Origin of the sequence: Pseudomonas sp. Pdm06 (genome assembly GCF_014851795.1) — a bacterium.
Classification (GTDB): Bacteria; Pseudomonadota; Gammaproteobacteria; order Pseudomonadales; family Pseudomonadaceae; genus Aquipseudomonas; species Aquipseudomonas fluorescens_AA.
Genome location: NZ_JACVAH010000004.1, coordinates 474,304 through 487,053 on the forward strand (window position 1 = coordinate 474,304; position 12,750 = coordinate 487,053).

Annotated in this window: 10 protein-coding genes; 6 read left to right on the top strand and 4 right to left on the bottom strand. The window is 60.8% G+C overall.

All coding sequences use genetic code 11. The features are described from left to right. Positions 1-761: 761 nt before the first annotated feature. Together IB266_RS09875 and IB266_RS09880 are read left to right on the top strand one after the other, a co-directional pair. Complete coding sequence (locus IB266_RS09875) at positions 762-1,097, top strand: DUF6124 family protein (RefSeq protein WP_060741718.1); 336 nt, start codon at positions 762-764, stop codon at positions 1,095-1,097. A gap of 267 nt (positions 1,098-1,364) precedes the next feature. Continuing rightward, positions 1,365-1,985, top strand: a complete 621-nt coding sequence (locus IB266_RS09880) for a TetR/AcrR family transcriptional regulator (protein WP_003202912.1) — start codon at positions 1,365-1,367, stop codon at positions 1,983-1,985. Positions 1,986-2,128: 143 nt separating this feature from the next. On the opposite strand, the gene preA is transcribed toward IB266_RS09880, so the two are convergent. From preA to hydA, 3 genes are all read right to left on the bottom strand, one after another. Further along, positions 2,129-3,403, bottom strand: coding sequence for an NAD-dependent dihydropyrimidine dehydrogenase subunit PreA (gene preA / locus IB266_RS09885; RefSeq protein ID WP_192261074.1), 1,275 nt, complete (start codon positions 3,401-3,403; stop codon positions 2,129-2,131). After that, complete coding sequence (locus tag IB266_RS09890; RefSeq protein WP_192261075.1) at positions 3,404-4,771, bottom strand: NAD(P)-dependent oxidoreductase; 1,368 nt, start codon at positions 4,769-4,771, stop codon at positions 3,404-3,406. Between the two features lie 181 nt (positions 4,772-4,952). After that, complete coding sequence (gene hydA, locus IB266_RS09895) at positions 4,953-6,392, bottom strand: dihydropyrimidinase (RefSeq protein WP_060741721.1); 1,440 nt, start codon at positions 6,390-6,392, stop codon at positions 4,953-4,955. Between the two features lie 608 nt (positions 6,393-7,000). Between hydA and IB266_RS09900 the strand changes: the two genes are divergently transcribed. Then, positions 7,001-8,485 carry an NCS1 family nucleobase:cation symporter-1 gene (locus IB266_RS09900; protein ID WP_092171876.1) on the top strand — a complete coding sequence of 495 codons (1,485 nt, stop codon included), beginning with the start codon at positions 7,001-7,003 and terminating at the stop codon, positions 8,483-8,485. A 150-nt stretch (positions 8,486-8,635) separates the two neighbouring features. Beyond that, positions 8,636-9,919, top strand: a complete 1,284-nt coding sequence (locus tag IB266_RS09905; RefSeq protein ID WP_103310395.1) for a Zn-dependent hydrolase — start codon at positions 8,636-8,638, stop codon at positions 9,917-9,919. A 64-nt stretch (positions 9,920-9,983) separates the two neighbouring features. Here IB266_RS09905 and IB266_RS09910 read toward each other — a convergent pair whose 3' ends face one another. Then, the gene (locus IB266_RS09910) at positions 9,984-10,442 is read right to left on the bottom strand and encodes an REP-associated tyrosine transposase (RefSeq protein WP_192261096.1); all 459 of its coding nucleotides are present in this window, start codon (positions 10,440-10,442) and stop codon (positions 9,984-9,986) included. A gap of 308 nt (positions 10,443-10,750) precedes the next feature. Between IB266_RS09910 and IB266_RS09915 the strand changes: the two genes are divergently transcribed. Both IB266_RS09915 and IB266_RS09920 read left to right on the top strand, forming a co-directional pair. Further along, a complete protein-coding gene (locus IB266_RS09915) occupies positions 10,751-12,235 on the top strand; it encodes a helix-turn-helix transcriptional regulator (protein WP_192261076.1) in 1,485 nt (494 codons plus the stop codon). A 240-nt stretch (positions 12,236-12,475) separates the two neighbouring features. Further along, positions 12,476-12,721: a DUF1652 domain-containing protein gene (locus IB266_RS09920; protein WP_192261077.1), complete on the top strand. Its 246-nt coding sequence runs from the start codon at positions 12,476-12,478 to the stop codon at positions 12,719-12,721. Positions 12,722-12,750: the final 29 nt, after the last annotated feature.

The window sequence follows — 12,750 nt, forward strand, 5'->3', positions numbered from 1 at the left end:
TTTTGTCATACGTCGTCGTACAACATTAGAGGGATTATTTGGAAGCGGCTGCTCATTGTCAACTGGCCATTATCGGAATTATCCAACTCGACTGTGCTTCAAAATGAGGCGTTTCAATGGCTGTTGCTGGACGAGGTCAAGATCGCAGGCCGTGGCGCCGGGCAGATTTGTGGTTTTAAGATAGCGGGGAGGGTGCTTGGTTGTGCGATGACTGGTCTAAGACATTAGTCGAATGCCCGCGCGCTCATGGACGGTGAGGTCTCTTGTGGCGAGGGAGCTTGCTCCCGCTGGGCTGCGAAGCAGCCCCAAGTTTTTTGTTTCAGCACAATTTTTGGGGGCGGCTTTGCCACCCAGCGGGAGCAAGCTCCCTCGCCACAGGTGTGTGGTTAACCCAGGCTCCCCGTCCATCAGGGAAACCGTGTTTATTCAGATGTAGGAACGTTCGGGATCGGGCTACGTTGTCTTGCGCCATTGCCTACACCTGCGCCAGAATCCGCCGGCTTGTGCGCCTTGCGGTCGGGTTTTATCGTTTCCGGGTCGCTGAGGAATCAGCGATCGGGTTTGGTAGCCCGGGCTGTCGGTGCATAGCGTCATCGCTTGCGAGTGCAATCATGCACTTCGCTTTTTGGTGGCCATGCGCAGGGCCTCTTCGGAGGCGCCGGCTCCGATGCCCGGTCTACCAACCTTCGTATGGCCGCCACCCTAATTCGTTTGGTAGCGAGAGGGTGTTGGCTCCCTTCTACAGCATCGGAGCTTCAACTATGTTCAAAGTAACCCCCAACCCACCCGATACAGATCCATCCAACGCCAAGGCATTCGACAAAGCCGCCGACCGCATCCTCGACTCCTACCTCAAGCCCAAACCCGGCAAACCCGAGGCCGATCCCGGCCAATTGTTCACCGTCGCCCATGGCGTCGACACCGAAACCCTGCTCGCCAACCTCAGCGAAAACCTGGCCTCGGCCAATGCCATGGTCAATGACTTGGCCTTCGACCTGGAAGGTCCCAGGCGTCACATCGCCTTGGGCATCCAACAATTGATCGAACTGAGCGGATTATTGGCGAACCGCGCGCTGGATAACGTCGAAGCACGCTAGCCGACTCACCACAACCCCCTGTGGCGAGGGAGCTTGCTCCCGCTGGGCTGCGCAGCAGCCCCAAAATGAACTGACGCGGTTCTTCCAGGAACACCGCTCCAGCCGGTTTTACGACTGCTGCGCAGCCGAGCGGAAGCAAGCTCCCTCGCCACAAGGGCATTGTGTACATCCGCCTGAACATGCACGGTCAAATGGGGAGCGAGCCCCCAGTGTTTTCGAAAGTGGGCGGATGCTAGTCTTGAGCAACGCTGTTGCCAGGGAGCCCTCATGGGCAATCACAAGATCGAGATTCGTCGCAGTAACGTCGAGAAAATCCTGCTGGCCGCCGAGAAGGTCTTTGCCGAGAAAGGCTTCGGCAGCACCGCCATGGCCGACATCGCCGCCGAAGTGCAATTGCCTCGTTCCAACCTGCATTACTACTTCAGCACCAAGAGCGAACTGTACAGCGCCGTGCTGTTCGATCTGCTGGAGGTGTGGAAACAGGATGCCTTGTGCTTCGAAATGTTCGACGACCCGCGGGTGGTGCTCAGCAGCTATATCCGCGCCAAGATGAACCACTCCCGCAGCCGGCCCTACGGCTCCAAGGTCTGGGCCAACGAAATCATCCACGGTGCCCCGACCCTGGGCCAGGCGCTGGATGCCAGCCTCTATGACTGGGCCAAGATGAAGGAAGCGAAAATCCGCCAATGGGTGGAGGACAAACGCATCCTCCCAGTGGAACCCTCAAGCCTGCTCTACATGATCTGGGCCTCGACCCAGCACTACGCCGACTTCGATCACCAGATTAATATTCTCAACGACCACCAGCCGCTGTCCGACATGCAATTCGAACGGGCGGTGCAGACGGTGACCAGTGTGATTTTGCGGGGGATAGGGTTGGAGCCTTGAGAATTTTTGGTGAGGCTGATGGCCTCATCGCGAGCAAGCTCGCTCCCACATTGGATCTCTGCTGTACACAACATTTGTGAACGACACGATCCACTGTGGGAGCGAGCTTGCTCGCGATGGCGCCAGTCCAGACACGCCTACCTTCAAGCTGTTACATGATAGGGATTGCGCGGATCATGGTTCCAATCCAGAAACGGCTTGCCGGTGTCCACCGTCACCATCTCGATGCAGTCCTGCACCGGGCAGGTGATCTGGCACAGGTTGCAGCCCACGCACTCTTCATCGATCACTTCATATTTACGCGTGCCGTCCGCCTGCTTGAAACTGGCAATAGCCTGGTGTGAAGTGTCTTCGCAGGCGATGTGGCAGCGCCCGCAACCGATGCACGCCTCCTGGTCGATCTTGGCGATGACCTGGTAGTTGATGTCCAGGTACTTCCAGTCAGTGGTGTTGCCCACCGCGCGACCGGAGAACGCCTGGAGGTTGGCGTGGCCGTGCTCATCCATCCACCGCGACAAGCCGTCCTTCATCTCGTCGACGATGCGAAACCCATGCAGCATCGCCGCCGTGCAGACCTGCACCGCGCCGCTGCCCAGGGCGATGAATTCCGCCGCGTCGCGCCAACTGCCGATGCCGCCGATGCCGCAGATCGGCAAGCCTTGGGTCTGCGGGTCGCGGGCGATTTCGGCGACCATGTTCAGGGCGATGGGCTTGACCGCCGAACCGCAGTAACCGCCATGGGTGCTCTGGCTGCCGACGCTGGGCAGGGCGACCATGCGGTCCAGGTCGACGCTGGTGATGGAGTTGATGGTGTTGATCAACGACACCGCGTCCGCGCCGCCGCGATGGGCCGCCCGTGCGGCGACGCGGATGTCGGTGATGTTCGGCGTGAGCTTGACGATCACCGGCAGCGAGCAATGGGTCTTGCACCAGCGGGTCACTTGCTCGACGTACTCCGGCACCTGGCCGACCGCCGCGCCCATGCCCCGTTCCGGCATGCCGTGGGGGCAGCCGAAGTTCAACTCGATGCCGTCGGCGCCGGTGGCTTCCACCAGGGGCAGGATGCGTTTCCAGGATTCTTCGACGCAGGGCACCATCAGCGACACGATCAACGCCCGGTCCGGCCAGTCCTTTTTCACCTGGGTGATTTCCCTCAGGTTGATCTCCAGGGAACGGTCGGTGATCAGCTCGATGTTGTTGATGCCCAAGACCTCGCGATTGGCACCGTAGTGGGCCGAATAACGCGAGGACACATTCACGGCTGCCGGATCCTCACCGAGGGTTTTCCAGACCACGCCACCCCAGCCAGCCTCGAAGGCGCGGACGACGTTGTAGGCCTTGTCGGTGGGGGGCGCGGAGGCCAGCCAGAACGGGTTGGGCGCTTTGATGCCGGCGAAGACAATCGACAGATCGGCCATTTACGCAGCCTCCACGTTAAGCATCAGTTGAGCGTTGATCGCCTCGGCGGCGAGCTTGCCGTGCTGCACGGCCTGCACGGTGAGGTCCTGGTCCAGGCTGGTGCAATCGCCGCCGGCGTAGACACCGGGAATGCTGGTGCACAGGTGTTCGTCCACCAGAATTCGCCCGTCCTGGCGCTTGAGCTCTCGGGCCAGCGGGTCCACCAGTGCGTGGTCATCAAAGGCTTGGCCGATGGCTTTGAAAACGGCGTCGGCGGCCAGGTCGAAGGTCTCGGCACCGATGACCAGTCGACCGTTTTCCAGATGGGTACGGGAAAAGCGCATGCCGCGCACATGCCCGGCGTCATCGAGCAACACCTGTTGCGGTTGGGCCCAGGTCAGCAGACGTACCTGGTTAGCCTTGGCGATGTCTTGTTCATGCAAGGTGGCACCCATGTCTTCAAGGCCACGACGGTAGACCAGGTTGACGTCCCGGGCGCCGAGGCGAGCCATCTGCACGGCCATGTCGATGGCGGTGTTGCCGGCACCGAGCACGATGCAACGGTCGGCCAGCGGCAACTGGCTGAGGTCGTCGGCCTGGCGCAGTTCGCGGATGTACTCGGTGGCGGCCAGCAGCCCCGGCGCCTGTTCGTCGCTCAGGCCCAGTTGTTTGCTGGCGGCCAGGCCGAGGCCGAGGAACACTGCGTCGAACTGCTGGTGCAGGTCGCTCAGGCTGAGGTTCTCGCCGAGTTTCTGGCCGTGACGGATTTCGATGCCGCCGATGTCCAGCAGGAAGTCCAGCTCGCGTTGGGCGTAATCGTCCACCAGTTTGTACTTGGCGATCCCGTATTCGTTGAGGCCGCCGGCCTTGTCCCGGGCTTCGAAAATCACCACGTCATGGCCGTGCATCGCACTGCGGTGCGCACACGCCAACCCCGCCGGCCCGGCCCCGACCACGGCGATGCGCTTGCCGGTGGTGGCGGCACGCTTGAACGGGTGTTCGCTGAAGTGGGCGTTGTCCACCGCGTAGCGTTGCAACGAGCCGATCAACACCGGCGCGCACTCATGGGCGTTGTTGCGCACGCAGGCTTGCTGGCACAGAACCTCCGTGGGGCAGACCCGGGCGCAACTGCCGCCGAGGATGTTGGCCGAGAGGATTTTCTGTGCCGCGCCTTGGACGTTGTCCTGGTGGATGTTGCGAATGAACGACGGAATGTCGATCTCGCTCGGACAGGCGTTCACGCAGGGCGCGTCGTAGCAGTACAGGCAGCGGGACGCTTCCAGGTGGGCCTGGCGCGCGTTGAGCGGTGGCGCCAGGTCGCTGAAACGGGCGGCGAGGGTGGCCGGGTCTTCCTGGGAATGGGGGAGGTGACTCAAGGGCTGGATCATGGAGTGGGCCTCACGGTGTTTGAGGTGCTGCCTCTGGTGGGCAGTGGTTTTTTCGGTGTCTGGACTGGTCTCATCGCGAGCAAGCTCGCTCCCACAGGGCATCTGCAGTGCCCATGGCTTTCGCATCCACCCAAATCCAGTGTGGGAGCGAGCTTGCTCGCGATAGGCCGAAGGCCTGGGTTCAGCGCTTCACGGCAACCGGCCTGTGCAACTCCGCCCGCTTGCTCAGCAAATCGAACACCGCCGGGTACGCCGGCCGTTCGATGTAGCGCCCGGCGCCGCGCTCGGCCCGCAGGTCGCCGTCGGCCCACACCAGCCGACCCTGGCTGATGGTGTGGCTGGGCACGCCGCGCACGGTCTTGCCTTCGAAGATGTTGAAGTCCACTTGCTGGTGATGGGTCTTGGCTGAGATCGTGCGGCTGCCCTGGGGATCCCAGAGCACCAGGTCCGCATCGGCGCCGACGCGGATCGCCCCCTTGCGTGGGTAGAGGTTGAAAATCTTCGCGGCGTTGGTGGAGGTGAGGGCGACGAAGTCCTGCATCGACAATTTGCCGCTGTTGACCCCCTCGTCCCAAAGCACCGCCATGCGGTCTTCGATCCCGGCGGTGCCGTTGGGGATCTTGCTGAAGTCGTCACGCCCGGCAGCCTTCTGTTCGGCGCAGAAGCAGCAGTGGTCGGTGGCGGTGGTGTGCAGGTTGCCGGACTGCAAGCCGTGCCAGAGTGCCTCTTGATGCCCGCGTGGGCGGAAGGGCGGGCTCATCACGTAGCCGGCGGCGGTCTGCCAGTCAGGATCGCGATAAACACTGTCGTCCAGCAACAGATGCCCGGCCAGTACTTCACCGTAGACCGGTTGGCCCTTGCTGCGGGCGTAGGTGATTTCGTCCAGGGCTTCCTTGGTGGACACGTGCACCAGGTACAGCGGCGTGCCCAGGGTTTCGGCGATGCGGATGGCGCGGCTCGCGGCTTCGCCTTCCACTTGCGAAGGGCGTGACAACGGATGGGCTTCGGGGCCGGTGATGCCCTGGGCCAGCAGCTTGCGTTGCAGGTGGTAGACCAGTTCGCCATTCTCGGCGTGCACGGTGGGCACCGCGCCCAATTCCAGGCAGCGCTCGAAGCTTGCGACCAAGGTGTCGTCGGCGGCCATGATTGCATTCTTGTAGGCCATGAAATGCTTGAAGCTGTTCACCCCGTGATGGCTGACCAGCTCGGCCATTTCTTCGCGCACCTGCTCGCTCCACCAAGTGATCGCCACGTGGAAACCGTAGTCACTGGCGCTTTTTTCGGCCCAGCCCCGCCATTGATGAAAGGCTTCCATCAGCGACTGTTGGGGGTTGGGAATCACGAAGTCGATGATCGACGTGGTGCCACCGGCGAGACCCGCTGCCGTGCCGCTGAAGAAGTCTTCACTGGCGACCGTGCCCATGAACGGCAACTGCATATGCGTATGGGGATCGATGCCGCCGGGCATCAGGTATTGACCACTGCCATCGAGCACTTCGACAGCGGCCGGAACATCCAGGTTGTCACCGATGGCCTTGATCACGCCGTCGGCGCAAAACACATCGGCGCGATAACTTTCATCATGGGTAATAACGGTGGCGCCACGGATCAACAGAGACATTCCGAGTTCCTCGCAGGCATGACCGACTGTTGCCGGTTCTTTATGTTTTATCGATCACGGTAGGTAAAGTCGTGCCGGTTTATGTTCTTGTCACAACTGTCAGGATTAGACGCTAGCTGGAGTTTTTGAAATGAGCAAGATTATTTTTTATAAGCTTATGAGTTAATTAACTTATTGAAATTAAAGTATTAATTTATTAATTCACCAAAATGGTGAGCCTGCTCACCATTTTGACGCACTTGACAGGATCGTTATTTGAGCGAGATTTGTCATGGTAAATCAGCGGCTTGAAAGCGTTGCAAGTGCGGTCTAGACACCTCGCGTCGATCCGGGGTGCACCACTTTGAATCTCCCCCTCGACAGGGCGTGAAGGTCATCTAGCCTCAAGGGCGGTAAGCAGGGAGTGACACAAGGCAATAACGTGGCTTTAAAACGTTAAACATCAAAAGGTTGAAAGGGTTATATCGATCATCCGGTCAGCTCGGCACATTATCCGGCACGGTTATTGAGTGCCGTCGTGGGTCTGGCGGGGTGGTCGGTAGCACGCGTGCAAGTACTCCGGCCATCGCCCGTCGATGAGCAAAAATAATGAAAACAGTGGAGCGGACATGACCAGATCAACAGTGACCGAGCGCGACGGATTGTTCGAGCTTGAAGCCGGCAGCGACGTCCTCGACAGCCCCCGTTATAACCACGACATCGCGCCGACCAAGGTGCACGAGCGAACCTGGAACAAATGGCACATCACTGCACTGTGGGTGGGCATGGCGATCTGCGTGCCGACCTACACCCTCGGCGGCGTGCTCACCGCCTATTTTGGCCTGACGGTGGGCGAGGCGCTGCTGGCGATCCTGTTTGCCAACATCATCGTGCTGATCCCCCTGACCCTGAACGCCTTCGCCGGGACCAAGTACGGTATTCCGTTTCCGGTGCTGTTGCGCTCGTCCTTTGGCGTCATCGGTTCCAACGTGCCGTGCCTGATCCGCGCCCTGGTGGCGTGCGGTTGGTTCGGCATCCAGACGATGTTCGGCGGGCTGGCTATCCACCTGTTTCTCGGCTCGGTGTTCGACGGCTGGAAGAGCCTGGGCGGTACCGGCGAAGTGATCGGCTTCATGGTGTTCTGGGTCATCAACCTGTGGGTGGTGTTGCGCGGCGCCGAGTCGATCAAATGGCTGGAAACCTTGTCTGCGCCGCTGCTGGTGCTGGTGGGCGTCGGTCTGTTGGTGTGGGCATTGCCCAACGTTTCATTGACTGAACTGATGGCGGTCCCGGCCAAGCGGCCCGAAGGCGCCGGGGTAACCGGCTATTTCCTTGCCGGGCTGACGGCCATGGTCGGTTTCTGGGCCACCCTGTCGTTGAACATTCCGGACTTCAGCCGGTATGCCAAGAGCCAGAAAGACCAAGTCGTGGGGCAGATCATCGGCCTGCCGCTGACCATGTTCCTGTTCGCCTCCCTCGGCGTGGTTATGACTGCCGCCTCGGAAAAACTGGTGGGCGTCACCGTCTCCGACCCGGTGACCTTGATCGGGCACATCCAGAGCCCGGTGTGGGTGGCGCTGGCCATGGTGCTGATCATCGTCGCCACGCTGTCGACCAACACCGCCGCCAACATCGTTTCGCCCACCAACGACTTCCAGAACCTGGCGCCGAAACTGATCGGCCGCACCAAGGCCGTGATGCTCACCGGGCTGGTGGGGCTGGCGCTGATGGCCCACGAACTGTTGAAGAAACTCGGCCTGATCGTCTCCGAGGTCAGCCTCGAATCGGTCTATTCCAATTGGTTGCTGGGCTATTCAAGCCTGCTGGGGCCGATTGCCGGGATCATGGTGGTGGATTATTTCCTGATCAAGAAACAGCAACTGGACCTGGCCGGGTTGTACCGCGACGACATTTACCCGGCGTGGAACTGGAACGGCTTCATCGCCTTTGGCGTGCCGGTGGTGCTGACCTTGTTGTCCCTGGGCAGCGACGCGTTCAGCTGGTTCTACAGCTACGGCTGGTTCACCGGCTCGGCGCTGGGTGGGGTGATTTATTACGGGTTGTGCAGCATGCAGGGGGCTAGCCCGGCTGTCGCCAAGTCACCTCTGCAATAACAGATGAATGCGGTTCCTGTGGGAGCGGGCTTGCTCGCGAATGCGGTGGGTCAATCAACATCAATGCGGGCTGATACACCGCCTTCGCGAGCAAGCCCGCTCCCACACTGGACCGCGTTGAAATGAGATAACTGCCTGAAGGAGATCCCCATGAACGCAGCCATCGATGTCCTGCAATCCACCCAGCCGCACATCAACCGCGACCGCCTGTGGCAATCGCTCATGGACCTGGCCCAGCTCGGTGCCACGGTCAAGGGCGGTGTGTGCCGGCTGGCGCTGACCGACCTCGACCGCCAGGCCCGCGACCTGTTCGTGCAATGGACCCAGGCGGCGGGCTGCACGGTCAGCATCGATGGGGTGGGCAATATCTTCGCCCGTCGCCCGGGGCGCAATCCGAACCTGCCACCGGTCATGACCGGCAGCCACATCGACACCCAACCCACCGGCGGCAAGTTCGACGGCTGCTTTGGCGTACTGTCCGGGCTGGAGGTGCTGCGCACCCTCAATGACCTGAATATCGAGACCGAAGCGCCGTTGGAGGTGGTGGTCTGGACCAATGAAGAAGGCTCGCGCTTCGCCCCCTGCATGATGGGCTCCGGGGTGTTCGCCGAGAAATTCACCCTCGAAGAAACCCTCGCCAAGACCGATGCCGAGGGCATCAGCGTGGGCCAGGCGCTCAACGCCATCGGCTATGCCGGCCCGCGCCCGGTCAGTGGGCATCCGGTGGGGGCGTACTTCGAGGCGCACATCGAACAGGGGCCGATCCTCGAGGACGAGGGCAAGACCATCGGCGTGGTGATGGGCGCCCTGGGGCAGAAGTGGTTCGACCTGACCTTGCGGGGTGTCGAGGCTCACGCTGGTCCGACCCCGATGCACCTGCGCAAGGACGCCCTGGTGGGCGCCTCGATCATCGTCGGTGCCGTCAACCGCGCCGCCCTCGGTCATCAGCCCCATGCCTGCGGCACGGTCGGGTGCCTGCAGGCCTATCCGGGCTCGCGCAACGTCATCCCCGGCGAGGTGCGCATGACCCTGGATTTCCGTCATCTGGAACCGGCGCGCCTGGATTCGATGATCGCCGAGGTCAAGCAAGTGATCGAAGACACCTGCCGGCAGCACGGCCTGACCTTCGATTTGAAACCCACCGCCGACTTCCCGCCGCTGTATTTCGACCAGGGCTGCGTCGACGCGGTGCGCGGGGCCGCCCAGGGGCTGGGCCTGTCTCACCTGGACATCGTCAGCGGTGCCGGCCATGACGCGATCTTCCTCGCCGAACTGGGCCCGGCCGGGATGATCTTCGTGCCCTGCGAAGGTGGCATCAGCCACAACGAAATCGAAAACGCCGCCCCGGATGACCTCGCCGCCGGTTGCGCGGTGTTGCTGCGAGCAATGCTGGCGGCCTCCCAGGCGATTGCCGAGGGGCGCATGGCGGCGTGAAGGGTAGAAGATCGCAGTTGAACGTTTATGTAGGAGCTGGCGAAGCCTGCGATCTTTTTACTCTTCAAACCCAAATGGCATCCCACAGGGGATAGTCACCAACACGCCTCACCAATCCGGCACGCAACGGATTGCTGATGATGTACCTTGCAGCGTCTTTCAGATCCTCCTCTTTGCGTAGCGCACGATCATGGTAGCCCCGCTGCCATAGTCGGCCATGCTGGTAACGAGCAAGATTGACGGCTCGGCTGCTGCGGGATTTGATGCGGCTCATTAACTCGGCCAGGCTGCCACTGTGCAATTGTGCCAGCCAATGTACATGATCCGGCATCACTACCCAGGCAAGGGAGGTTGCTATTGAAACTTCTTCGGCACTGCGCAACTGATCGACGAGTAGCCGGCCCAGTCGCCAATCTCTAAAAATAGGCTGGCGCTGGTACACAACGGCGGTCAATAGATAGATTCGGTCGTGCTCACTGACTCGACCTTTACGCAAACGACATCCATGTGCTGCGGTGGGCATTGTGATCTCCAAAAAAATAGGTAGATCATCAAAAATTAGTCGTTGCGACGAAGGACGCTTGAAAAAGCAATTGCGCAATATTTCAGTGCGCATAGATTTCTGTAGGAGCTGGCGGAGCCTGCGATCTCTTGATCTTGATCTTGATCTTGATCTTGATCTTTCGCTCTCGACTCAATTGGTAATGGAAAGATCGCAGCCTCGTTGCACTCGACAGCTCCTACACAGCTCCTACACCGCTGCTACGGGGAACGTGTCATCACTGGGGGTGGTCGTAACTTCCATGTGCGCCTGAATCACATGGAGACCCAATGAATCAGCAAGTCCCGACCACCGATACCAACCGTCGTCAATTGCTGCAGATCATTGCCGGATTGTCCGACGGGGTGATGTTGATCGAAGTCGATCAGACCATCGCTTGGGCCAACGACGCGGCGTTGACCATGCACGGGGTCACGGACCTCAAGGCGCTGGGTGCCAACGCCAAGGAGTACGCCCAACGGTTCAATTTGCGTTACCGCAACAACCATCCGTTGACCGAAGACAACTACCCCATCGCCCGGGTTGCCCGTGGCGATGAGTTCAGCGATGTGTTGGTGGAAGTCACGCCCCAGGCCGACCCGGATCGCACCTGGGTGCATCGGATCCGCAGCATGGTCCTGGCCGACCGCAACGGCGAGCCGGAGCTGCTCGTGTTGATCCTCAGCGATGCCACCGAATGGGCCAGCGCCGAGCAGCGCTTCGAGAAAACCTTTGGGGCCAACCCGGCGCCGGCGGTGATCTGTCGCCTCAGCGACCTGCGCTACATCAAGGTCAATCCGGGGTTCCTGGAGATGACCGGCTACAGCCGCGAGCAGGTGATCGGGCGTTCGGTGTATGAGCTGGATGTGCTCGAAGCCGCCGAAAAACGCGACCTGGCCATCGAGCGCCTGGGGCAGGGCGCGACGATTCCGCAAATGCAGGCCGAGTTGAAATTGCCTGATGGCACCACCAAGCAGGTGATCGTCGCCGGCCAGCCCCTGGACCTGCACGACGAAGACTGCATGCTGTTTTCCTTCATGGACATGGAGCCACGCCGCAAGGCAGAAACGGCGCTGCGCCAGAGCGAGGAGCGTTTTGCCAAGTCGTTCCGCCTGTCGCCCGTGCCCACCCTGGTGTGCAGCGCCGAACAACAATTGCTGGAAATCAACGAGGCGTTTCTCCAGACCACCGGTTACGCCAGCGAAGAGTTGTTGGGTAAAACCGTGGAGGAGATCGGTTTTCTCGACAAGGACGCCGGCGCCGCGCTGTTTGCCCGGCTGGAAAAGGCTGCCGCGGTCTCCAGTATCGACGTCAAGGTGCACAAGAAAGGCGGTGAGCTCATCGATTGCGAGGTCGCCGCCGACACGGTGCTCATCCAGGACAAGCCCTGTTACCTGCTGGTGCTGATGAACATCACTGAACGCAAGCGCTCGGAACTGGAGCTGGTGGCGGCCATCGAGGAGGTGATGAAAGACGCGTCCTGGTTCAGCCGGACCCTGATTGAAAAACTGGCCAACGTGAAGAGCATCAATGCCCAGGTGCCGAGCGTGTCATTCACCGAGCTGACGGCCCGGGAACGGGACGTGCTGGGGCTGATTTGCGAGGGGCTGGCGGACAAGGAAATCGCCGCGCGGCTGAAGCTGGCGCCCAACACCGTGCGCAATCACGTGGCGACACTGTATTCGAAGCTGGATGTCCACAGCCGCAGCGAGGCGATTGTCTGGGCGCGAGCGCGGGGTTTGTTCGCTGGCGAATGGCGAATGAAGGCACCATGATAGCCAGTGCAAATGCACCGGGTGTACTGGTGCAAATTCGGGTTTTGCACGGGGGGGCGGTTCCTTAGGCTATGGGTGTGCGACATCGTTTGTGATGTCGCGTCCCCCACGAAACACACAAGGAATACGCCACGATGTGCAGTGAACGAACCCGATACGAGCGCGACAGGATATCTATTCGGACCAGGAGGTCGGCGCTGTCCACCGTTCATTTGTCCCCTCAGGGCTGAGGTGCATCCCATGACCCATTTGGCCCCCTTGCGTGCCCGCCTCGAAGAAAGCTTTACGCCGCTGGCCTGCGAATGCAGCCTCAATGGCGACGGTACCCTCACCGTGCGCCTGTATCACCGTGAAAGCGGCGAGGTGGACTTGGTAGTGAGCGGCATGAGTGTCGACAGCGTCCGCTCGGAAGAAAGTATCGCGAAGCTGATCGATGAGCTGCACTATGAGCTGCAAAACACTCCGCTGCATCGCAGTGAGTCCTGATAGGTAAAGATCAAGCCCCCCACCCTTGG

Bases quoted from the DNA above. Each gene is read 5' to 3' on its own strand.
- IB266_RS09875 (WP_060741718.1), top strand. From the start codon at position 762: ATGTTCAAAGTAACCCCCAACCCACCCGATACAGATCCATCCAACGCC.
- IB266_RS09920 (WP_192261077.1), top strand. From the start codon at position 12,476: ATGACCCATTTGGCCCCCTTGCGTGCCCGCCTCGAAGAAAGCTTTACG.
- IB266_RS09900 (WP_092171876.1), top strand. From the start codon at position 7,001: ATGACCAGATCAACAGTGACCGAGCGCGACGGATTGTTCGAGCTTGAA.
- preA (WP_192261074.1), bottom strand. From the start codon at position 3,403: ATGGCCGATCTGTCGATTGTCTTCGCCGGCATCAAAGCGCCCAACCCG.
- IB266_RS09890 (WP_192261075.1), bottom strand. From the start codon at position 4,771: ATGATCCAGCCCTTGAGTCACCTCCCCCATTCCCAGGAAGACCCGGCC.
- IB266_RS09915 (WP_192261076.1), top strand. From the start codon at position 10,751: ATGAATCAGCAAGTCCCGACCACCGATACCAACCGTCGTCAATTGCTG.
- hydA (WP_060741721.1), bottom strand. From the start codon at position 6,392: ATGTCTCTGTTGATCCGTGGCGCCACCGTTATTACCCATGATGAAAGT.
- IB266_RS09910 (WP_192261096.1), bottom strand. From the start codon at position 10,442: ATGCCCACCGCAGCACATGGATGTCGTTTGCGTAAAGGTCGAGTCAGT.
- IB266_RS09905 (WP_103310395.1), top strand. From the start codon at position 8,636: ATGAACGCAGCCATCGATGTCCTGCAATCCACCCAGCCGCACATCAAC.
- IB266_RS09880 (WP_003202912.1), top strand. From the start codon at position 1,365: ATGGGCAATCACAAGATCGAGATTCGTCGCAGTAACGTCGAGAAAATC.